24 protein-coding genes and 2 pseudogenes are annotated in these 19419 nt (G+C 64.6%); 3 read left to right on the top strand and 23 right to left on the bottom strand.

Annotated elements, in window-relative coordinates; all coding sequences use genetic code 11:
* Positions 1 to 10 precede the first annotated feature (10 nt).
* The 12 genes and pseudogenes from ACZK33_RS08440 to merT form a co-directional block, all read right to left on the bottom strand.
* Positions 11 to 418, bottom strand: coding sequence for a hypothetical protein (locus ACZK33_RS08440; protein WP_003116821.1), 408 nt, complete (start codon positions 416 to 418; stop codon positions 11 to 13).
* 104 nt (positions 419 to 522) lie between these two features.
* Positions 523 to 864, bottom strand: coding sequence for a hypothetical protein (locus tag ACZK33_RS08445; protein WP_003116822.1), 342 nt, complete (start codon positions 862 to 864; stop codon positions 523 to 525).
* A 94-nt stretch (positions 865 to 958) separates the two neighbouring features.
* Entirely contained in the window at positions 959 to 1648 is a 690-nt protein-coding gene (locus ACZK33_RS08450; RefSeq protein ID WP_003116823.1) for a DUF3275 family protein, read from the bottom strand.
* A gap of 94 nt (positions 1649 to 1742) precedes the next feature.
* A complete protein-coding gene (locus ACZK33_RS08455; protein WP_003116824.1) occupies positions 1743 to 2570 on the bottom strand; it encodes a DUF932 domain-containing protein in 828 nt (275 codons plus the stop codon).
* Between the two features lie 146 nt (positions 2571 to 2716).
* The gene (locus tag ACZK33_RS08460) at positions 2717 to 3622 is read right to left on the bottom strand and encodes a DUF3577 domain-containing protein (protein WP_050159442.1); all 906 of its coding nucleotides are present in this window, start codon (positions 3620 to 3622) and stop codon (positions 2717 to 2719) included.
* A gap of 310 nt (positions 3623 to 3932) precedes the next feature.
* Positions 3933 to 4383, bottom strand: a pseudogene (locus ACZK33_RS08465) (XF1762 family protein).
* Positions 4384 to 4524: 141 nt separating this feature from the next.
* Complete coding sequence (locus tag ACZK33_RS08470) at positions 4525 to 4809, bottom strand: DUF3085 domain-containing protein (RefSeq protein WP_031629745.1); 285 nt, start codon at positions 4807 to 4809, stop codon at positions 4525 to 4527.
* Between the two features lie 45 nt (positions 4810 to 4854).
* Positions 4855 to 5373 (bottom strand): annotated as a pseudogene (locus ACZK33_RS08475) (Tn3 family transposase); the annotation flags it as partial.
* Entirely contained in the window at positions 5337 to 5852 is a 516-nt protein-coding gene (locus tag ACZK33_RS08480; RefSeq protein ID WP_003098931.1) for a Tn3 family transposase, read from the bottom strand. The pseudogene ACZK33_RS08475 and the gene ACZK33_RS08480, both read right to left, overlap by 37 nt.
* 18 nt (positions 5853 to 5870) lie before the next feature.
* Complete coding sequence (gene merA, locus ACZK33_RS08485) at positions 5871 to 7559, bottom strand: mercury(II) reductase (RefSeq protein WP_003098932.1); 1689 nt, start codon at positions 7557 to 7559, stop codon at positions 5871 to 5873.
* Between the two features lie 10 nt (positions 7560 to 7569).
* The gene (gene merP, locus ACZK33_RS08490) at positions 7570 to 7857 is read right to left on the bottom strand and encodes a mercury resistance system periplasmic binding protein MerP (RefSeq protein ID WP_003116826.1); all 288 of its coding nucleotides are present in this window, start codon (positions 7855 to 7857) and stop codon (positions 7570 to 7572) included.
* Positions 7858 to 7869: 12 nt separating this feature from the next.
* Positions 7870 to 8220 (bottom strand): mercuric ion transporter MerT, encoded by a 351-nt coding sequence (gene merT, locus ACZK33_RS08495; RefSeq protein WP_003116827.1) that lies wholly within the window; start codon positions 8218 to 8220, stop codon positions 7870 to 7872.
* A gap of 71 nt (positions 8221 to 8291) precedes the next feature.
* On the opposite strand from merT, the gene merR reads away from it, so the two are divergent.
* On the top strand, positions 8292 to 8699 hold the full coding sequence (gene merR, locus ACZK33_RS08500; protein ID WP_003098939.1) for an Hg(II)-responsive transcriptional regulator: 408 nt from the start codon (positions 8292 to 8294) through the stop codon (positions 8697 to 8699).
* Positions 8700 to 8960: 261 nt separating this feature from the next.
* Here the strand turns inward: merR and ACZK33_RS08505 are convergent, their stop codons facing one another.
* The 9 genes from ACZK33_RS08505 to ACZK33_RS08545 form a co-directional block, all read right to left on the bottom strand.
* Entirely contained in the window at positions 8961 to 9785 is an 825-nt protein-coding gene (locus ACZK33_RS08505) for a hypothetical protein (RefSeq protein ID WP_003098941.1), read from the bottom strand.
* Positions 9786 to 10073: 288 nt separating this feature from the next.
* Positions 10074 to 10352 carry a hypothetical protein gene (locus ACZK33_RS08510; RefSeq protein ID WP_003116828.1) on the bottom strand — a complete coding sequence of 93 codons (279 nt, stop codon included), beginning with the start codon at positions 10350 to 10352 and terminating at the stop codon, positions 10074 to 10076.
* A gap of 97 nt (positions 10353 to 10449) precedes the next feature.
* Complete coding sequence (locus ACZK33_RS08515) at positions 10450 to 11187, bottom strand: DUF5983 family protein (protein WP_003116829.1); 738 nt, start codon at positions 11185 to 11187, stop codon at positions 10450 to 10452.
* 83 nt (positions 11188 to 11270) lie between these two features.
* A complete protein-coding gene (locus ACZK33_RS08520; RefSeq protein ID WP_003116830.1) occupies positions 11271 to 11957 on the bottom strand; it encodes a hypothetical protein in 687 nt (228 codons plus the stop codon).
* 182 nt (positions 11958 to 12139) lie between these two features.
* Complete coding sequence (locus ACZK33_RS08525) at positions 12140 to 12532, bottom strand: hypothetical protein (protein ID WP_003116832.1); 393 nt, start codon at positions 12530 to 12532, stop codon at positions 12140 to 12142.
* 21 nt (positions 12533 to 12553) lie between these two features.
* On the bottom strand, positions 12554 to 12766 hold the full coding sequence (locus ACZK33_RS08530; protein WP_003116833.1) for a hypothetical protein: 213 nt from the start codon (positions 12764 to 12766) through the stop codon (positions 12554 to 12556).
* Positions 12767 to 13103: 337 nt separating this feature from the next.
* On the bottom strand, positions 13104 to 13415 hold the full coding sequence (locus ACZK33_RS08535) for a hypothetical protein (protein ID WP_003108988.1): 312 nt from the start codon (positions 13413 to 13415) through the stop codon (positions 13104 to 13106).
* 336 nt (positions 13416 to 13751) lie between these two features.
* Positions 13752 to 14252, bottom strand: a complete 501-nt coding sequence (gene lspA / locus ACZK33_RS08540; protein ID WP_003098955.1) for a signal peptidase II — start codon at positions 14250 to 14252, stop codon at positions 13752 to 13754.
* Positions 14253 to 14255: 3 nt separating this feature from the next.
* Positions 14256 to 17168 carry a heavy metal translocating P-type ATPase gene (locus tag ACZK33_RS08545; RefSeq protein ID WP_003098961.1) on the bottom strand — a complete coding sequence of 971 codons (2913 nt, stop codon included), beginning with the start codon at positions 17166 to 17168 and terminating at the stop codon, positions 14256 to 14258.
* Between the two features lie 91 nt (positions 17169 to 17259).
* On the opposite strand from ACZK33_RS08545, the gene cadR reads away from it, so the two are divergent.
* Entirely contained in the window at positions 17260 to 17658 is a 399-nt protein-coding gene (gene cadR / locus ACZK33_RS08550) for a Cd(II)/Pb(II)-responsive transcriptional regulator (RefSeq protein ID WP_003098965.1), read from the top strand.
* A gap of 67 nt (positions 17659 to 17725) precedes the next feature.
* Here the strand turns inward: cadR and ACZK33_RS08555 are convergent, their stop codons facing one another.
* Together ACZK33_RS08555 and ACZK33_RS08560 are read right to left on the bottom strand one after the other, a co-directional pair.
* Positions 17726 to 18100 carry a DUF3703 domain-containing protein gene (locus ACZK33_RS08555; protein ID WP_011516992.1) on the bottom strand — a complete coding sequence of 125 codons (375 nt, stop codon included), beginning with the start codon at positions 18098 to 18100 and terminating at the stop codon, positions 17726 to 17728.
* 12 nt (positions 18101 to 18112) lie between these two features.
* Positions 18113 to 18322 (bottom strand): sterol desaturase family protein, encoded by a 210-nt coding sequence (locus tag ACZK33_RS08560; protein WP_014747696.1) that lies wholly within the window; start codon positions 18320 to 18322, stop codon positions 18113 to 18115.
* Positions 18323 to 18733: 411 nt separating this feature from the next.
* Between ACZK33_RS08560 and ACZK33_RS08565 the strand changes: the two genes are divergently transcribed.
* Positions 18734 to 19369, top strand: coding sequence for a cation efflux transmembrane domain-containing protein (locus tag ACZK33_RS08565; RefSeq protein ID WP_003098972.1), 636 nt, complete (start codon positions 18734 to 18736; stop codon positions 19367 to 19369).
* The last annotated feature ends 50 nt before the right edge of the window (positions 19370 to 19419 follow it).

Genomic DNA, 19419 nt, shown 5'->3' on the forward strand with positions numbered 1-19419 from the left:
TCCTCCTGGCTCAGGCCATCGACGCCGCGGCGGATGCCGCGGATGCCGTGGGTGTGCGCCGCCGGGCGTGGTAGGCGCGAACGCCTGCACGCCAGTCGGCGGACTGCTCCGGTGCGAGGTCCAGATAGGACAGCGGGCACGTGTAGTAGTACGGGTGCATGGACTCGTCCAAGGACTTGTAGCCCCACTGGCCGCCGCTTCGTTCAAGCAGATCGCAGCGGATGTAGCGCAGGGACTGGCCCGGTGCGAGATCACGATGCACGCCTTCGACCTTGGCGGTCACTTCGGCGACGGACCACAGCACGTTGCCGCGCAGGGTGTGAGCGATGACCTTGACGCTGGCGCGCTCGGTCTCTTGCGGTGCGATCAGTTCCGCGATCAGTTCGGACCGCGATTGGTTTGAGAAATACCAGCCCATGAGAGGCCTCCTCGAAAAGTTGAGCTGAAGGCCTCCCCGTGGGGAAGAACCCCCAGCGGGTGATGGAATGCCGCATCTGCGGCGAAGGAACCTATGCGTCGCCCTCAATCCCAGTCGTCATCGTCTCGATCACAACCGGCCGGGCAGTAGCCGAACTCGATCCCGTGCGAGCAATAGCCATGCTCCGCATTCCAGTCCTGGGTTTCCTGCCGTTCGGCAGGTGTTGCGTAGTCCCATTCCTGGGCCGCGATTTCGAGAGCCTGAGCACGTTGCTCATCCGGCAAACGATTGGCCTGTGCGTCGATCGCCGAACTGAAGAGCGTCACGTAGTGGTCGTAGGACAAGCCGCAACCGCGCTGGGCGTGTGCGGCGGCCGCTTTGCAAAGGTCCCGCCACGCGGGTTCATCCAGCGTTGAACGCGGGGTATCGCAAGCGATGGTGGACATGATGGAGACCTCCAGAAAATGGCCAGGGCCTCCCCCGCATGGGAAAGGAACCCCGGCGGGTGGATGAAGAACACCGCGCATGCGGCGTCTGCGATCACGCAGGTTTTGGTTCGGCCTGGCGGCTCCACTCCTGCGTCTTGAAGTCCAGCGCGTAGCCCAGCTCGCCCAGGCGGGCGATCTGCGCGCGCAGGGTGCGGCGGTCGATGGTCGAATCCAGTTTCACGGACTCGCCCAGCGGCCACAGCAGGCCGAAGAGCGCGGCGTCACCGTCTTCGGTGCTGCCGGGGGCAGCGGCCGTAGCAGGCGGTGGCGCATCCACGCCGAAGGGCGTGGTATCGACCAGCGGGTCCGCGGACGCCTGCACGGGTGCGGGCTTGGCGGGCCTGGACGCTTTGGTGGGCTTGGCCGGCGTTGCCGCAGGCTGCGCCCCTTGCTCTTCATCGAGCGGATCGACGTCCTGGGTGGCGAAGCTGCGGGCTTCGTCGCGGCTGAGTTTGTCGATGCCGTTGAGCGTCATGCCGTCGAGGCTGGCACGGATCTCGAACCGCATGCCGCCGCCGACCGGATAGGACTTCGGGAAGATGTACCTGATGATGAATTCCCCGTCGTACTTGCCTTCGGGGTACTGCTCCAGCTCCGGGTCTTTGACCTCGAAAGTACCGAGGTGCGTCGCGAGGCGGCCAACCGTGAACGGGCCGTTCTTGCCGCGGATGGTACGCAGCGTGAGCTGGCCGGGGACGACGATGGGCGCAACAGATTTCTCGGAAGCCGATGGGGTTGCCATGATGGTTCTCCTGATGATGAATGACGGGCCGCCGACGGCACCCGGTGGATGAGAGGAAATGGCCTCGCCCGAGGTGGGCGAGGTCCGCGTGGCATCACGCCTTGAGCTGGCGCATGCCTTCGGCCAGCAGCCACAACGCCCGGTTCAGGCGCAGGTTCTGGTCGATGCCTTGCACCGGACGGGTGCGCTGATTGCGGCCGTTGGCCGTGCGTCCGTTCAGGCCCCCTTTGACTAGGTTCTCCTGGACGCGGTTGAAGACGGCCCACAGGTCGTTCTTGCGGTCGTCCCATCGCCGAGGGGCCAGCAGTTGGCTCTCGGTGACAGGCGTGGACTTGGCCGGATCGTCGTACTTGAGTGCGAGCGCAGAGTTCGCAAAGACCTCCGCTTCGCCCTCATCGAGGGTGATGGTGCGCATCGCATCGCGCGCGTTATGCACGCGCTCGAAACCTTCGAGGACTCCGTAGGCACCTTCGATCACCTGGCTGGCCACGTCGCCCTTGTGGGGAACGCGGATGTCTGCGGTGGTGTCACCGCAAACCAGGCCGTTGTGGCAGACGAACCGGAACATGCCGGCGAGCATCTGATAGCTGCTCGTGCCGTCATGGCTGTTGAGCAGGATGATCTCGTTCGCCTCGTCGCCGTTGATCTGGCTTGCATGGCGAAGTCGGATGAGGTGCTTCGTGTACTCGCGCCGGTCTTCGTTGCGCACGCGCGTCTGACACACCATGAAGGGCTCGAAGCCCTCCTGGCGCAGCTTGGTCAGCACGGTCGAGGTCGGTATGTAGGCATACCGATCGGACCGGCTCCCATGTGGAGCGTCGGCGAAGATCGACGGAACGACGGCACGAATGCGGTCGTCCGAGAGTGGGCGATCAGAGCGCAGGATCGGGGATTGCGGAGCAAAGCGGGATACCAGAGACATGGCTGATCTCCTTTGAGAAATTCGACAACCGCGTGGCCGTGAGACCACGCGGAACTCCGGGGGATGAAATGCGCAAGCACGCGTCCTGGGGACGCGGCGTACGTGGGGAGGAAAAGCGACAAGGCCCCGTGAGAGGCCGTGCCGGATCAGAACGAAGCAGCCAATGCCGGCTCCTGCTCCTGGACTTGCGCCTCGGGCTCGCGCTCGGCGGGCTCGGTGGCCGTGTCGATGGCATCGTCGGCTTCGGACGCGGATGCGTCTTCGGCCGGCGGCGCCTCGGCTTGCGCCTGGCTCGTCGGATAGACCTGGGTGCCGTCGATCTTGATGAGACCGATGTGGACCAGCGTCGATTCCAGGCTGGCGGCCGGTTCCCCGGCGTGCTCACCCTTGGTGCGGATGTACGGATCGATCTTCATGTCGTTCAGACGGAAGGCGATCAGCACCTTGCGGTCACCCTCGACGGCCTGAACGCACCGGCGAACCAGGTGCTCGGCTTCCGGGGTGGCGACGATGGTGTCGAAGTACCGATACTCCGGTTCATCGACAGGCCCGGCCAGTGCCGCGACGGTGCAAGAGAGGAACGAGTCGCCAGCTTCTGGGGTGACGTCCTTCACACGATTGAGATAGCCGATGCCGCGGGTGATCAACTCGTGCTGCTCGATCGAAGCCAGTTCGGCCCGGTCGATCAGTTCGGCCTTGAGCAGTCGCGCCTTGAGGGACGCGGCGGCCTGACCCTTCTGCTCACCCTTGTCGCGGATGTACACATCGCCCCACAGGTCACCGAGGCGAAAGCGCACCAGCGGGCGCTGCTTGGGATCGTCAACGCCGATGTAGCGCTGAACGAGCTTCTTGGCCTCGGCACCCGAGACCTTGACGTCGAAGTAGCGGTAGCTGGGGTCCCGGGCGGGGCCGACCAGCGCGGCGATGGTGCATGCCAGGAAAGGCTGCGCACGGCGGCCGCCCCGGACGGGCACTTCACGGACACGCTGGATGTAGCCGATGCCCGAGGTGTGGAGGTCGAAATACGATTTCTCGTTGGACGTGGTGTTCATGGTGAATCTCCATTGGGATGAAGCGGAGACACACCGGCCCACGCATGCGGGGAAGGTGCGTGACCCCGCGGTGGGTTGATAAGGCGAAAGCATCCGCCACCAGAGGCTGGTGGCCGCTCGCGGAAGGATGCGGTGCGAGCTGGCTCGGTCACGCAGTGGGAACTGCGCCGCAACCTCGAAGACCGATGGTTGCCTGGCATGTCGCTGACGACGTCAGCAGGCATGGGGCCAGCATGGCGGGGCCTCGCGCGCGCGGCAGCAATCAATCGGCACCCGGGCGCTTCCCTTTGTCCGCGCCACCCGGCGCCTGTCACAGGCACTTGGCGCCGCGCAGGTGCTCGGGGGTATCGGCGCGCGGACGGCCGGGACGGCTCCAGGCGCCGCCACCGCGCGCGCCGATCAGCCGCCAGCCGGCGGCGCGCAGGCTGGCGCCACCTTCGTCGGGCATGGTGTAGGTGAGCAGGCGTATGTAGCCCAGCGCCCTTGCCGCCTGCCAGGCCGCGCCGTAGAGCTTGCTGCAGGCGCTGGGTGTGCCGTCGGTGCACAGCCGCGTGACTTCCAGCGTCCAGGTGCCGCGCGACCGGGCGGCCGACAATGGCCACGCCGTGGATCAGGTCGCTGTCGCTCAGCGTGACGGCCAGGGCGAACTTCGCGCCCTGGACCGGGCGGTGGTGGCGATGGTGCGACAGAACGAATGCATTGGCCGTGCGCAGCGACACCGGTAGGAGGTGCAGCCTCGGCGAGGTCGATGGCGTGTTCATGCGGTTGTCTCCGGTGGCATGCCGGCGTTGTGGCCGGCGGGGCGTGCCTCGGCGGCTGGAGACAAACGCGCACGCGCGGCGATGGCGGCGGTGCGAACAAAAGAAGGCCCCCGATGCGGGGGCTGCGAGGCGGTTGCCGCGTCAGGCGGGAGGCACCACTGCTAAGGACAGGTGCGTGGCGGTGGCGGAAAGCACGAGATCGTCCGCCGAGTGCTGGAGGCGCGTGAACAGGCCGTCCTTCGGGTCGAAATACTCCGCGAAGTCATCGCCGCCCAGCTCGCGGCCGGCGAGGTGCCACCAGTCATCGAACGGGTCGGTGTCCGGGTTGCATCCGACGGCGTAGGCGAGCAGTGCCTGGCGCCCATCCGGGCGACGCTCCCCACGCTCGGCGAGGAAGTACACGCCCTGATCCTTGACCAGGACAATGCGGCACTGATTGGGGACGTCTCAGAAAACGGAAAAAATCGTACGCTAAGCCGGTTGCAGCGGTCGTAGCGGCCTGAACTTGCCCGCGCCGATCTTGGCGCTGCTGCGCCAGAGGTAATCGCCGGTCAGGTTGATGTGCTCCCAGCCCAGCGGCGACAGGTACTGCAACAGGGCGTCATCGACAGTCTGGCCGTGACCGCGTAAGGCGTTTGAGGCCCGTTCCAGATAGACCGTGTTCCACAACACTATGGCCGCCGTCACCAGGTTGAGGCCGCTGGCCCGGTAGCGCTGCTGCTCGAAACTGCGGTCGCGGATTTCGCCCAGCCGGTTGAAGAACACGGCGCGGGCTAGCGCGTTGCGGGCTTCGCCCTTGTTCAGTCCGGCATGCACGCGGCGGCGCAGCTCGACGCTTTGCAGCCAGTCCAGGATGAACAGCGTTCGCTCGATGCGGCCCAGCTCGCGCAGCGCCACGGCCAGGCCGTTCTGGCGCGGGTAGCTGCCGAGTTTCCTGAGCATCAGCGAGGCCGTCACCGTGCCCTGCTTGATCGAGGTGGCCAGCCGCACCTTGGCGTTGATCGCCTTGCCGGACGCCTGGAACTGCTGCTGATGCTTGTGCTTGGCAGCGTTGAACAGCTTGCCCAGGATGCGGTCGTGCAGGTCGATGATTTCGTCGGTGACGGTGGCCATGCCCTCGATGGCGAGCGCACCAGGGTCGCGTAGCGGCGCTGTGCCTCGAACTTGGCCAGATCGGCGGGCGTCATCTGGCCGCCTTCGCGGGCGATCTTGAGCAGGCGGTTCTGGTGCACCGACCGCTCGATGCCGGAAGGCAGGTCGAGCGCCTGCCAGGCTTTGAGGCGCTCGATGTGTTCGAGTATGTGGCGCGAGTTCGGCTTGACGGGCGACTGGCGCAGCCAGGCCAGCCAGGTCGTCTTGCCGTTGTCGTGGCGCTTGAGCAGATCGTCGAGGCGGTGCCGGTGGGTGGCCGACAGGGGATCGGACAAGGCCGCGTAGATGCGGCGGTTGGCGCGGCTGTAGGCGTTCATCGAACACCTCCCTTTTCCTCATCCGGCGCAACAGGACAGTTGCTTCACGTCCTTGTTGAAGGTCTGCGCCGCGAGCTTCAGTCCCTCGACCATGGTCAGGTAGGGGAACAACTGGTCGGCCAGCTCCTGCACGGTCATCCGGTGGCGGATCGCCAGCGCGGCCGTCTGGATCAGTTCGCCCGCTTCCGGCGCGACCGCCTGTACGCCGATCAGCCGCCCTGAGCCAGCTTCCGCCACCAGCTTGATGAAGCCGCGCGTGTCGAAGTTGGCGAGCGCCCTCGGCACGTTGTCGAGCGTCAGCAGCCGGCTGTCGGTCTCGATGCCGTCGTGGTGCGCTTCCGCCTCGCTGTAGCCCACGGTCGCCACCTGCGGATCGGTGAACACCACCGCCGGCATCGCCGTCAGGTCCAGCGCCGCGTCGCCGCCGGTCATGTTGATCGCGGCGCGCGTGCCGGCCGCCGCCGCCACATAGACGAACTGCGGCTGGTCGGTGCAGTCGCCGGCAGCAAAGATGTGCGGTGCGCTCGTGCGCATGGCGCGGTCGATGACGATGGCTCCCTGCGCATTGACTTCGACGCCTGCCGCTTCAAGGTTCAGGCTGCGCGTGTTCGGCGCGCGACCGGTGGCGACCAGCAGCTTGTCGGCGCGCACTTCCCCCTGCCCGGTGGTGAGCACGAATTCCCCGCCCGCATAGGCAACGTGGCTCGCCTGGGTGTGGTCCAGCACCTCGATGCCCTCGGCGCGGAAGGCGTCTGTTACGGCTTCCCCGATGGCCGGGTCTTCTCGGAAGAACAGCGTGCTGCGCGCCAGGATCGTGACCTGGCTGCCCAGCCGGGCGAAGGCTTGCGCCAACTCGACCGCCACCACGGAGGAACCAATCACGGCCAGCCGCTCGGGGAGCGAGCTGCTTTCCAGCGCCTCGGTGGAGGTCCAGTGGGGTGTGTCCGCAAGGCCCGGGATTGGCGGAAGCGCCGGGCTCGCGCCGGTGGCAATCAGGCAGCGGTCGAAGTTCACCTCGTGCGTGCCGCCGTCAGCGGTCGCCACGGTCAGCGTGCGCGTGTCCCTGAACCGGGCCTCGCCGCGCAGCACGGTGATGGCCGGAGTGCTTGCCAGGATGCCTTCGTACTTGGCATGGCGCAGCTCCTCGACGCGGCCTTGTTGCTGGGCCAGCAGCCGCTCGCGCAGTACAGCGGGCGCTGCGGCCGGCAGGCCAGCATCGAACGGGCTTTCGCGGCGCAGGTGGACGATGTGCGCGGCGCGGATCATGATCTTGGACGGCACGCAGCCGACATTGACGCAGGTGCCGCCGATGGTGCCGCGCTCGATCAGCGTGACGCGGGCGCCTTGCTCCACGGCCTTCAAGGCAGCCGCCATCGCCGCGCCGCCGCTGCCTATCACAGCCACGTGCAGCGCTTGTTCACCGCCAACATGCTTCGTTTCGCCACCGAGCCAGCCCAGCGCCTTGTCTAGCAGGCCGGCAGGCTTGTTCGGCGTGTCGGTAAGCCGTGCGCGATAGCCGAGCGTGGCCACTGCGGCAACCAGCGGGGCCACGCTCACGCCTGCATCCGCCTCGATTTCGGCCTGCCGCTGCGGATAGGACACCGAGGCCGCGCGCACGCCGGGCACGTTCGTCAAAGCCTGCTGGACGTGCTCGGCGCACGACGTGCAGGTCATGCCTTCGATGTGGAGGGTGATCGCCTCGGCCATGATTACGCCCTCACTGCTTGACGCTGGACGGGTAACCCGCGTTTGCGGTGGCCTTGGTCAAGGCGTCGGCATTGGTCTTGGCCTCGTCGAAGGTGACGACGGCCTCCCGCTTCTCGAAGCTGACTTCGGCCTTCTCGACGCCGGCGACCTTGGACAGAGCCGTCTTGACCGTGATCGGGCACGCGGCGCAGGTCATGCCGGGCACCGACAGGGTGACGGTCTTGGTGGCAGCCCAGGCGGGCGCGCTTAGAGCGGCGGCCAGGGCGATGAGGGTGGTGAGGGTGGTGAGTTTCTTCATGGTGATCTCCTTTCAGTAGAACAGCGGCAGGACGTAGGGAAACGCGAGGGCAACCAGAACCAGGGCGGCCACGATCCAGAAGATCACCTTGTAGGCAGTCCGCACTTGGGGCACGGCGCAAACGTCGCCGGGCTTGCAGGCATGGGCTGGTCGGAAGATGCTGCGCCAGGCGAAGAACAGCGCGATGAGCGCTGCGCCGATGAAGATCGGCCGATACGGCTCCAGCACGGTCAGGTTGCCGATCCACGCGCCAGAGAAGCCGAGCGCGACCAGGACAAGGGGGCCGAGGCAGCAGGCCGAGGCGAGGACGGCCGCGACGCCGCCGGTCGCCAGTGCGCCGCAGCCGTTCTTGGGTTCCGACATAAGGTTCTCCTTCCGGGACTTCGCTTGATGCTGTAACGTTACTTCCGTAGTCAACTACGGAGTCAAGCGCCATGGAGAACGCTCAAGAGAATCTGACCATCGGGGCCTTCGCCAAGGCAGCCCGGGTCAACGTGGAGACGATCCGCTTCTATCAGCTCAAGGGCTTGCTACCCCAGCCGGAGCGGCCCTACGGTCGCATCCGCCGCTACGGGCAGGCGGACGTGGCGCGGGTGAAGTTCGTGAAGTCAGCCCAGCGCCTGGGATTCAGCCTGGATGAAGTCGGCCAGCTCCTGAAACTGGAGGACGGCACCCATTGCAGCGAGGCGGCCGAACTGGCTGCTCACCGGCTGGCCGATGTGCGCGCACGCATGGCGGACCTCACGCGGATGGAAGAGGCCCTGTCGACGCTAGTGAGAGAGTGCAACGCGCACCATGGCAATGTTTCCTGCCCGTTGATCGCAGCTTTGCATTGCTGCTAAAGGGCCCACTTCGGCTCTTAGCGTACGATTTTTTTCCGTTTTCTGAGACGACCCCTGATTGGCGATGGCTTCGGTCAGCACGGGGCGCAGGTCAGCGCCTTTGAATCGCAGTGACATGGATGAAATCTCCTGTGTGGAAGAATGAGAAAGGCCTCCATCCGATGGGATGAAGGGCCTGTAGTGCACGCGGCCGGAACGGCTGGAACGCCGTGGCGGATGCCTCGGGTCAGCCGCAGGACCGCCCGGTTTCGCTGCGGGGCGTCATGCCGGGACGGCCTGGCGCTTGCGGGCCGCTTTCGCGTCGAGGATGCTCACGTCGATCTGGCGCCAGCGCCCGTCGTCGATGAGCCTCTCCAGCACTTCGCCGAGCATGTCGAAATACACCTCGTCGTGCCGATCGACCAGTTCGACCGATTCACCGTTCTGACGGTGCAGTTCCACCACGTAGGTGTCTCCGCCGCGGTCGTAGAGGATCGTCACCCGGCCCTCGAACTTCGCGGTCGAGACCGTGAAGCTGATCGCCGGCGGGGTCTCGATGATCTTGGAGGGCGTGGGATCGACCCAGGTGAAGTCGCGGGCACCGGCATCCACCAGCATGTGGGTGATGCGCCGGAAGCGATCGGGGGCCGGCATCTCCTCCAACTGCTCGATGAGCTGGCCCAACTCCATGCACTGCGGCGTGGGAATGGGCAGCTTGGCCGGCGCCGAGCCGAGGATGTGCCTCGTGATGGTGTACGGCGTGCCGTCCGAAGTCTCCTCGGTGATGACCTCCGGCGTGTCCGCGCGCAGTCCGTCGAAGCGACGACGGGCATAGGGTTGGACATGCACCTTGGCGCCTTCGGCAGGAACCGTGGTCACCAGGCTGGGATCGAGCACCGCGAACTCGGAAGGCTTGAGCTTGACGACGATGGCATCGTCGGTCGCGGCGACCACCTTGCCGTCGAAGGGTTGGGGGTCGATGGCGAAGCCCAGCGTTGAGGACAGCGGCTGATCATCGAACACGCGGTACTTGAACGACCGCACGTTGCGGGGCACATGGCCTGCGACCAGCGAAGGCATCATGGATTTGATGAGGGAACGATCCATGGGGAAACTCCTTGAGGAAAAACAAGGGATTCCCCGCCCGCAAGGGAGAGGTCCCTTGTGGGTGGCGTGGATGGACGCGGTAGGTCCGTAGGAAGAAACGACCAGCACGGTTTCCCGCGCTTGCAGCCTCGAAGGTCTCGACTGCCTGGGCATGTGCCGGCAACGCCGACGAACATGGGGCAAGCATGGCCCTGGGGCGGTCTGCCTGCCCGCAGGAAACGGCACCGCACCACAACCGTTTTCCTGTGCTGCGGGCAAGAAAAAGCCCCTCGAAAGGGGCTGGAGGAATCAGGCTTGGTACACGAAGTAGTGCTCGCGCTGACGCGGAAAGAACACGTGTTTCCACGTGTCGCCGCTTGTGTTGCCACCGTCGAAGACGACCATTTCGTAGTCGTCCACGTCGGTGTCCACCAGGTCGGCGCTGGCGATATGGCGCATGTGCAGCGTGCCGCTCATGCGCTCGAATACCAGGATCTGGCCGATGGCATCTTCCTGGCTCATGGCGTTGACGCAGGCTCCGAGTTGGTGCTCGAAGTCGGATGCGGGTGTGATGAGGTCGGGGAACATGGGATCGCTCCTGTGAAAGTGCGCCGGCCCGGCTCTCTGGCGGGAGACCGGGCCGGCATGCGGTGAGGACAAGGAAGGCCGGGGATGTGTGTGGCAGCTATTCGCCGGCCAGCGATAGGCCCGGCAACACGGGTGCGTCGGCATCGAGGATGAGGATGCGCACGTCGGCCTGGCCGGCCAGTTCAAGGATCTGTGCCAGCTCGTCCGGCATGCCCTTGCTGCGGTGCTCCTGCCGAAGCTGCTCGGCGGCGATCCCCTCGACGTCCTGCAGGTGCTGGTCCGTCCAGGGCGTGGAGATCAGCTTGACGCCGATCGCCGGGCTGTAGGGAATCCGGAACGCGATGAACAAAAAGGCCTCCGGCGTCGCGAGGTCAGCCAGGTTGGCCAGGTACTGGCCGGTTTCGCGGCTGATGTGCGCGCTGCTGATTTCCCAGCACCGGCTGTAGTAGCCGGTCTCGAAGCTCAACCGCTGCACGACTTCCCGTGCGGCCTCGGCCGAATAGGTGTCGCCAATGTGGACGGGGCGGCCGTCGAAGTCGTCGCCGTGGATCGCGTACACCACGGCACCCACCATGCCTTCGCCGCTGCCCCCTTCAGCCGCGTCGCATTCGGCGATCAGTGCGGCGCCGACAGGTTCGGTGCCAGTCCTGACCACCGCGAAGTCGCTGGTGATGATGCAAGGAGAAGAAACCAGCGCCGCGTCGCAGAGGTGCTGCTGGCTCGGGTGGATGTTTCGCCAAACATGCGGGCTTCCGTCCTCGTAGCTGATGGACAGCGTGCGGACGATTTTCAGATTCCAGTAGCCGCGTAGAAAGGGATTGGGATTCTGGGACATGGGATTTCTCCAACAGAATAATGATGGAGCAAATCCCCGCCACCGGGAATTGACCCCGGTGGGTGGAAAGAAAGGAAACAGCGTCAGGTGACGCTGATCGTTGGCGTTTGGGCCAATCGCTCGGCGACGCGCCGGCGCAAATTCATGCGGAATGGCTCGTCGCTGACGCCCGCCAGCAGATTGATGGTCTCCAGCGCGATCAGGGCCGAAGCCTCTTCGATGTCGGCGGCCACAATGGTCTTGCGCAATTGGTCGCCGAGCTGGAGGGCCTGGGAGGAGGAGCTGATGAAGCGGACCTCGCGGCTCAGGTAGCAGCCGTTGCCGCCGAACTCGAACAGCCGCGGCTTGCTGCAGTACCAGCAGCCCTCGAACTGGATGGCGGTCAGGTGGTGCCCGTCATCGAACCGGGTGGCGATCAGAAACAATGCGTCGAGATCGGCGGTGTCCTCGAACGAATGACGGTCGATCAAGTTCCCCAGCTCTTCGTCCTCATCGGCACGGAAGTGCACGGCGAGCAGTTCGAGCAGCGGCGGGATCGACAGCCCTTCGTCGTCCGGCATCGGAATACCGAGTTGCGTGGCCAGGTCTTCCAGGCCATCGAGCACGTCCGGCCATTGCGGATTGGTGGTCTCGGCGATCTGGGCGATGTAGGCCTGCCCGTTGCCGGGGTGGCTCTCGTCCAGCGCGAAGGCGCCGAACAGCGCCTGGATGACGGGCGTCACACGGTCGAGCACGAGAACGCCGGTGGCTTCGTAGTAGTTGTTGGCCATGAAGGCTCCTTTCGATGAATGAACGGAGCCAGCCCTTGCGGACGATGGCATCCGCAGGGGAAACCGCCTGATGCCGGATGGCGCTGGGCGGGGAGAAAACGCGAGGGACATGGCCTCGAACGAGGCGCATGTCCCTCATGGGGTCCCGTGAACGCAGTGATGAAGGTGTGCCAGGGACCGGCTCACCAACCGCTGTAGTTCAGCAGCAGGTCGGCGATCACCTGGCGACGTTGCAGATCGAGACCATCGAAGTCCGACAGTCCTTGGAAGTGGCAGCGCTTGAGCATGGCACCGCCCTCGCGCGCGTTGTAGAAGCTGAACATGGCGGACAGGAACATGCGTTCCCCGCTGCTCAGGACGCCGAGTGCGTCGTTGGCACGCAGCATGTCGGGACGCAGATCCCACTTGCTCTTTGCCTGGTTCAGGCCTTCGCGCGTGCCGTCGCCAAACCATTGCGGGCCTGCGATCTCGACGCCGCGCTTCCAGACCTCGAAGAAGGCTTGGGGCGCGGCGGCGAAATGCTGCTCTTCCCGCATGATCTGATCGACGACTTCCTGGGGCAAAAGCTGGTTCATGACGTGGTTCCTCCAGTTGGATCAGGGTGTGGCGAGCTGGGACCAGCCGCCTCTTTCGAGGGCACGTTGAGCCGCGGCATAGCTGCGGAAGTACTGGCAGGATTCCCGCGAAACGGGACCTTCTGTATCGCGCGTGCCGATGTAGTGGCCGGCGGCGCTATGCAGGATTTCGAGCGGCAGGAACTTGCCGCAATGGATCAAGGCCAACTGGCCGAAAGAGGCTTGCTGGGACATGGACGGGCTCCTTGGAAAAAGCGGGGCCTCGTCCCTCACGGGATGGCAGCTCCCGCACGCGGTTGAGAAAAAAGCATCGGCGTCACGGGTGACGCGCGTCCGCAGACTCGATGCGATGGCGGACTGGCGGGTAGCGCGGAAAGAATCCGCGGCAGCCTGGAAACTCTGGCTGCTGGCATGGTGCTGACGAATCAGCGACACATGCGGGCAGCTTCATGCGCGAGGCGAGCCGCGTCAGCCGGAAATCGGCATTTGCAACAGCCCCGATTGGCGAACGCGGAAAAAAGAAAGCCCCGCAATAAGTGCGGGGCTGTCAGGAGGATGAGGCGAAACTGGGTCAGCGAGGCCTGTCGCCCAGTACATGCTGCTTCCACAGGGCGAATGCCTCGTCCGGTCCCAGCTCTGCGAGGATGACGATGGGCTGGCCCCGACGGGCACGCAGCGATGCGAAATACGCTGGCCGGTCGGCGATGGCGTTGAGCTTGATGCCCTTTAGGAACAGCAACTGGCGGGGGCGAACTTTGGTGGTAACGCAGGCATGATTGCGCTTGTTTGGGGCAAAAGGGCCAGCGAAGCGGGCGGACACGGCCAGAAAACCGCGACGAACTACTTGTACTTGCCAGGCGAGGCGAACGGGTGACATCAGCATATCGCTATGCGGTAAAGAAGACCGTCCTAAAGCTTGCAGGATCCCGGCATAGCTTCATCATCACCTCTCCGTGACGGCTCATTGGAACGAAAAAGGCCAGCATCGCCGTGATGGACTTTCATAATTGCCAGGTCAACTGGCTTGCGTGCTGTTTATTCACAGCAAGGCATTGCGACGTCGTTGCAGCAATCGCCGCCATCGCAACAGGGCGTTGCAGCAAAAGCGGCGGTGGGCGCTAGCATGAGGGCCAAGCCGCGGCCGCTCATGCTGGGGGCCGTTCTCTTCAGATTGGTGTCCTGCACCGTGTGCATTGCGAATTTCCGGATCGTCCCAATGTCACTGGGACTCCTTTGTGGCGGCCGGGTTCTCCACGCTCATGAACGACTGGGCCACCAGCGCGATCGCCCCGCCCACGATGGCCATGTCAGCGATGTTGAAGGCGGGCCAGTGCCAGCCGTGCAGGTGAAAGTCGATGTAGTCGATAACGTGCCCGCGCGTGGCGCGGTCGAACGCGTTGCCCAATGCGCCGCCCAGAATGAGGCTGTACGAAAGGCCTTCCGTTTTGCGCAGCGGCCGGGAGAGCAGCCATGCGAGCCATGCCGATATTGCGAACGCGATCGCCAGAAAAAACCACCGCTGCCAGCCGCCCGCGCCAGCAAGGAAGCTGAACGCCGCGCCGGGATTGAGAGCGTGAACTAGGTTGAAGAATGACGCCACCTCGTGCGACCAACCCAAGGGAGTTGTCGCGTCAATGTAGCTCTTAGCTGCCTGATCGCCGGCGAATATAACGATCGCGAGTGAGTACCACTGCGTCTTGCGAAGAGATGGTTCATCCATTGTTCATGCCGCCTTGAACTTCAGGAGGCGCAGCCCATTGACGACAACCAAAAGACTTGCCCCCATGTCAGCGAACACAGCCATCCACATGGTGGCATGCCCTGTGAACGTCAACGCAAGGAACACCGCCTTGATGCCAAGGGCCAGAACGATGTTCTGCGTGAGGATCGCCGCAGTGCTACGCGACAGCCGGATGAAGGCGGGGATCTTGCGCAGGTCGTCGTCCATCAGGGCGACGTCGGCTGTTTCGATCGCGGTGTCGGTGCCGGCCGCGCCCATGGCGAAGCCGATGTCGGCACGGGCGAGCGCGGGCGAATCGTTGATGCCGTCGCCCACCATGCCCACCTGGCCCTCGCCGCCGACCAGGCTTTCGATGGTCTTGAGCTTGTCTTCGGGCAGTTGGTCACCACGGGCTTCAGAGATTCCGACCTGGGCAGCGATGGCCGCGGCCGTGTGCTGGTTGTCCCCCGTCAGCATCAGCGTGCGCACACCCAGCGCCTGCAGGTCGGCCACCGCCTCACGGCTGGTTTCCTTCACGGTGTCGGCCACTGCAAAAATGCCGAGCACGGTCGCATCGTCCATCAGCAGGATCGCTGTCTTGCCTTGGCGCTCCAGGGTCTCCAGCCGAGCCTGGAGCGTCGCTTCGCTCAGGCCCAGCTCCTGGGCGAGCCTGTGGTTGCCCATGTGCAACATGCGCCCGGCGACGCGGCCGCGCACGCCGCGGCCAGGCAGCGCCGCGAAGTCGTCGACCTCGTGCAGCGCGATGCCGTCACGGTTCGCCTTGCGGGCGATGGCCTGAGACACAGGATGGTCCGAGCGTGCCGCGAGGCTTGCGGCCCAGGCGGCAACTTCCTGCGCCTCGCCGATCAGCGGCACGAAGTCGGTCTGCTCGGGCTTGCCATGTGTGAGTGTGCCGGTCTTGTCCAGGGCCAACGCCTTGAGCTTGCGCCCGCCCTCCAGGTAGACGCCACCCTTGATCAGGATGCCGCGTCGGGCGGCAGCGGCCAAGCCGCTGACGATGGTGACCGGCGTGGAGATGACCAGAGCGCAGGGGCAGGCGATCACCAGCAGTACCAGGGCCTTGTAGACCCAGTCAAACCATGCGCCGCCGAAGGCGAGCGGCGGCACGACGGCAACCAGCACGGACACCGCGAACACCGCCGGCGTGTAGACGCGGGCGAACTGGTCGACGAAGCGCTGCGTGGGCGCACGGCTGCCCTGCGCGGACTCCACGGCATGGATGATGCGCGCGAGCGTCGAGTCGCTGGCGCCTGCGGTCACCTTGTATTCGAAAGAGCCGGTCTCATTGATGGTTCCGGCGAAGACCTGGTCACCTTCGGCCTTCTCGACGGGCAGGCTCTCGCCGGTGATGGGCGCCTGGTTGATGGCCGATCGACCCGAGGTGATCAGGCCGTCCAGTGCGATGCGCTCGCCAGGACGCACGCGGACCACCGCGCCCTTTGCGACCTCCTTGGCCGGCAGCTCTGTCCATGAGCCATCGGCCTGCCGCACGGTCGCGGTCTCGGGCGCCAAGTCCATCAGCCCCCGAATGGCGTTGCGGGCGCGGTCCAGCGACTTCGCCTCGATCACTTCCGCCAACGCGAACAGGAACATGACCATGGCGGCCTCCGGCCAGTGGCCGATCGCCATGCCGCCGGTGACCGCGATGGCCATCAGGGCGTTCATGTTCAGGTTGAGGTTCTTCAGCGCGATCCAGCCCTTCTTGTAGGTGCTGAGGCCGCCGGTGAAGATCGAAACCAGTGCCAGCACGATCACGGCCCAATGATTGCCGTCGTTGACCCAGTACACGCCTTCGGCGGCCACCGCCGCAACGCCCGAAACCGCCATCGGCCACCAATTGGTCTTGTGCGCGGCCACCGGGGCATCGCGCGGCTCATCAGTCCTCTGGACCTCGGCTTCCATGCCCAGCGATTCGATGGCTTCGACTGCCGGCTTGATCGCGTCGGGTGTGTGCCGAACCGTGAGCGTGCGCTGCATCAGGTTGAAATCCATTCCCTGCACGCCCGGCATGCCTTGCAGCTTGCCGCGGATCAGACTTTCCTCGGTCGGACAGTCCATCTTCGCGATGCGAAGTACCGTGGTGGCTGTCTGCATGTCCTGCCGCGCAGCCTGCATTCCAATGGAAGCAAGCGCCTTCTCGATCGGCGCTGAGGTCGCCAGCGTGTGCTGGACTCCCAGCACACGCTGCATCAGATTGAAGTCGAGCGCGGTCACACCCGGCAGCTTGCCCAGCCGGTCGCGGATCAGCGCTTCTTCCGTCGGGCAATCCATGTTCTCGATCCGGTACGTCACCCGCTCGCCGATCGGCGGCGCGGAAACGGCAGCGGTTGGTTGCTGCTGCAGGGCCGAGGATGGGATCACAGCCGCGGCTTCGATCGGCCCCGTGTGGCCGAAGGTCTGCTCCTTGGCGCGCATGCCGATCGAGGCCAGGACCTGCTCCATCTGCGCGCGTGCCTGAGCGAGGTGTTTCACCGACAGGGTGCGCTCAGCGAGGTCGAAGTCGAGGTCCTGAATTCCCTCGACTGCCCCGAGGTGCGAGCGGATGAGTTTCTCCTCGCTCGGGCAGTCCATGTTCTCGATGCGGTAGGTGGTCGACACGGCGGCGTCTCGGACAGCCTGAGCCTTCATGCCCACCGAATTCAGCGCTTGCTCCAAGGCATCGGCCGAGACTTCGCGGTGCGAAATGGTCAACAAACGCTGCGGAAGATCGAACAGGAGCCGCTCGACACCGGGCATGCCCTCCAGCGTTCGCCGCACCAGTGCTTCCTCATTGCGGCAATCCATGTTGCTCACGTGGAAAACGGTGGTTTCAGTGCTGGCCTGCTCACTGGCGCACGCCGTCTGTTGGCCATTGCCGCCGGAGCAGGCGCATGGGCTGGAAGGTTCTTTGTTCATAGATCGCTCTTCATTGACAAGGTTTTCCCCGGATGCCATCATTAGAAAACCTCTAGTAGATATAGAGTCAAGTTTTTTATAGGAAGCAACCATGATGCGGATCGGTGAACTGGGCAAGAAGGCAGATTGCTTGGTGCAGACCGTGCGCTTTTACGAGTCAGAAGGCTTGCTGCCCGAGCCTGCACGTAGCGAGGGCAACTTCAGGCTCTATGACGAAGTCCATTTGCAGCGCTTGCTGTTCATCCGCCGCTGCCGGGCGAAGGACATGACGCTGGATGAGATCCGTCAACTGCTGAACTTACGGGATCGGCCAGAGTTGGGCTGCGGCGAGGTGAACGCGCTGGTCGACGCTCATATCGCGCAAGTGCGGACCAAGATGAAGGAATTGCGCGCCTTGGAGCGCGAGTTAATGGATCTGCGACGCTCCTGCGATAGCGCCCGAACCTCGCGCGAGTGCGGCATTCTCAACAGCTTGGCCGAGCCCGCCTGAAGCTCGAGCGTGTCATCGGTGCTGGAAGTGATCGGGTCCAGTTCTGAGAGCCACGTGCCGCGCTCCATCATGCGAAAGCGCGCGATTCTGACGTTTTGAGACGGCGTGCGACCGAGGGCGTGGCCCACAGGAGCCAGCGCGAGCCGGACGACCTGCGCGCCGCAATCTCCGCCACCTTACGGGTTCTCCAGGCCAGACCGAGCATCGCGGCGTGGCTGCGCAGGTGCAGGTGCAGGCCAAGGTAGCAGTGCGCCACGACGCGGCCCGACTCATGGGCACGCCACGCAACTCGCGATCGCTTCGCAAGAAGCCGCAAGGCCCGACTCGCGCAAGAATGCGACGTGGGCAAGATCGTATAGCCAGCAGCGCAAGCGTTTGCCGCTGCTGGCCGGCTCCGGAAGGGATAGACAAGCTGCGGGCCGTAGTCCATTGGAAAGTCCATCTTTCTTGAGTGTCACTCTTTGGCGCCCAGCGTGTGCTTTTGCGACCGGAAAGCGCTGAACAAGTGGCCCCCGGGCATCCAGAAATCGCCGTAGTTGACTTGGGCGTCTTCGTGCTCACGCTTGTGATGCCAGCGATGGGCTTCAGCCACCCCGATCAACAATCCCAACGGCCCGACCCGGTATCCCAGATTGGAGTGCTGGAAGGCCAGATGCACGACCAAGAAGCCGAGCCATGCGCCGACGGCCAACCACAGCTTGGAACGCCGCTACTGGCTCAACGGGGAGTGGAAAGGCCGCCCGCCCTCTAGCAAGGCGGCACAAGCGAGCGCGACGATCACTGTGAGTAGCTCCGTCGGAAAAGACGGCCGGCCGGTCGCGAGCTCGCCGAAGAGCACAACCGCAGTGGCGCCACGGATCAGTGGATAGCAGCCATACCGGATGACAGTCGCAATGAAGGGGGCGCATTGGTGCTCATCTGTTCTGTCCTAAAGCTCTGACTGGATTGGAAAACCTTCTAGCTACGGTAGAGTCAAGGGCGTCCGGGAAGACCCTGTGGCAAGTTCGTTGCATCTGCGCCTTGACTCTCCAGCCGCTACAGGCTTCAGCATCCATCGATTTGGAAGGAACAATGCATGGCTGAAAACCACAGAAATCACGAAAACGACGAGTTGGGCCGCCTAGATGCGAGCGATGCGAAGGACCGAAAGATTCTTCTGACTGTGTTGCTGATCAACCTGACGCAGTCCGCCGCCGGCATTGCCCTTGGCATCTGGGCTGGCTCTACGGCGCTGATGGGCGCCGGGTTGGACAACCTCGCCGATGCGTCGGTCTATGCGGTTAGCCTGTATGCCGTCGGTCGTGCGGCAACGGTCAAGGTGGGCGCGGCCCGCTTGTCGGGTTTCTTGCTAATCGGCCTGGCCGCGCTGCTGCTGTTGGAAGTCCTACGCCGCTTCGCTGGAGGGGAAGAGCCTGTCGGCCCAGCCATGATGGCCATGGCCGCGCTGAACGCGGCTTTGAACCTAGTGTGCCTCAGACTACTGCGCCGCCATCGCGGGGAAGATGTGAACTTCAAGGCGTCAGCGATCTTTACCAGCAACGACTCCATCGTCAATGGTGCGATTGTGCTGTCCGGGGTGCTGGTGATGGGGTTCGGGTCGAACATCCCGGATCTGGTGCTGGGCGTCATCGTGGCCGCAATCGCAGCGAATGGGGGGCGGGAAATCCTGCGCGAAGCATCGGAAACAGCTCGCCGTAAGGCGGGCACATAAGGCATGTTTTCGCCCAGTTCATCCCGAGGTTTACCTCTGCAAAAGAGGTA

The sequence above is a fragment of the Stenotrophomonas sp. 86156_Sma genome (genome assembly GCF_056481625.1).

Excerpts from the sequence above, each read along its gene's own strand:
- ACZK33_RS08440 (WP_003116821.1), bottom strand. The coding sequence starts at position 418 with ATGGGCTGGTATTTCTCAAACCAATCGCGGTCCGAACTGATCGCGGAA.
- ACZK33_RS08445 (WP_003116822.1), bottom strand. The coding sequence starts at position 864 with ATGTCCACCATCGCTTGCGATACCCCGCGTTCAACGCTGGATGAACCC.
- ACZK33_RS08450 (WP_003116823.1), bottom strand. The coding sequence starts at position 1,648 with ATGGCAACCCCATCGGCTTCCGAGAAATCTGTTGCGCCCATCGTCGTC.
- ACZK33_RS08455 (WP_003116824.1), bottom strand. The coding sequence starts at position 2,570 with ATGTCTCTGGTATCCCGCTTTGCTCCGCAATCCCCGATCCTGCGCTCT.
- ACZK33_RS08460 (WP_050159442.1), bottom strand. The coding sequence starts at position 3,622 with ATGAACACCACGTCCAACGAGAAATCGTATTTCGACCTCCACACCTCG.
- ACZK33_RS08480 (WP_003098931.1), bottom strand. The coding sequence starts at position 5,852 with ATGAACGCCTACAGCCGCGCCAACCGCCGCATCTACGCGGCCTTGTCC.
- merA (WP_003098932.1), bottom strand. The coding sequence starts at position 7,559 with ATGGCCGAGGCGATCACCCTCCACATCGAAGGCATGACCTGCACGTCG.
- merP (WP_003116826.1), bottom strand. The coding sequence starts at position 7,857 with ATGAAGAAACTCACCACCCTCACCACCCTCATCGCCCTGGCCGCCGCT.
- merT (WP_003116827.1), bottom strand. The coding sequence starts at position 8,220 with ATGTCGGAACCCAAGAACGGCTGCGGCGCACTGGCGACCGGCGGCGTC.
- merR (WP_003098939.1), top strand. The coding sequence starts at position 8,292 with ATGGAGAACGCTCAAGAGAATCTGACCATCGGGGCCTTCGCCAAGGCA.
- ACZK33_RS08505 (WP_003098941.1), bottom strand. The coding sequence starts at position 9,785 with ATGGATCGTTCCCTCATCAAATCCATGATGCCTTCGCTGGTCGCAGGC.
- ACZK33_RS08510 (WP_003116828.1), bottom strand. The coding sequence starts at position 10,352 with ATGTTCCCCGACCTCATCACACCCGCATCCGACTTCGAGCACCAACTC.
- ACZK33_RS08515 (WP_003116829.1), bottom strand. The coding sequence starts at position 11,187 with ATGTCCCAGAATCCCAATCCCTTTCTACGCGGCTACTGGAATCTGAAA.
- ACZK33_RS08520 (WP_003116830.1), bottom strand. The coding sequence starts at position 11,957 with ATGGCCAACAACTACTACGAAGCCACCGGCGTTCTCGTGCTCGACCGT.
- ACZK33_RS08525 (WP_003116832.1), bottom strand. The coding sequence starts at position 12,532 with ATGAACCAGCTTTTGCCCCAGGAAGTCGTCGATCAGATCATGCGGGAA.
- ACZK33_RS08530 (WP_003116833.1), bottom strand. The coding sequence starts at position 12,766 with ATGTCCCAGCAAGCCTCTTTCGGCCAGTTGGCCTTGATCCATTGCGGC.
- ACZK33_RS08535 (WP_003108988.1), bottom strand. The coding sequence starts at position 13,415 with ATGCTGATGTCACCCGTTCGCCTCGCCTGGCAAGTACAAGTAGTTCGT.
- lspA (WP_003098955.1), bottom strand. The coding sequence starts at position 14,252 with ATGGATGAACCATCTCTTCGCAAGACGCAGTGGTACTCACTCGCGATC.
- ACZK33_RS08545 (WP_003098961.1), bottom strand. The coding sequence starts at position 17,168 with ATGAACAAAGAACCTTCCAGCCCATGCGCCTGCTCCGGCGGCAATGGC.
- cadR (WP_003098965.1), top strand. The coding sequence starts at position 17,260 with ATGATGCGGATCGGTGAACTGGGCAAGAAGGCAGATTGCTTGGTGCAG.
- ACZK33_RS08555 (WP_011516992.1), bottom strand. The coding sequence starts at position 18,100 with ATGGACTTTCCAATGGACTACGGCCCGCAGCTTGTCTATCCCTTCCGG.
- ACZK33_RS08565 (WP_003098972.1), top strand. The coding sequence starts at position 18,734 with ATGGCTGAAAACCACAGAAATCACGAAAACGACGAGTTGGGCCGCCTA.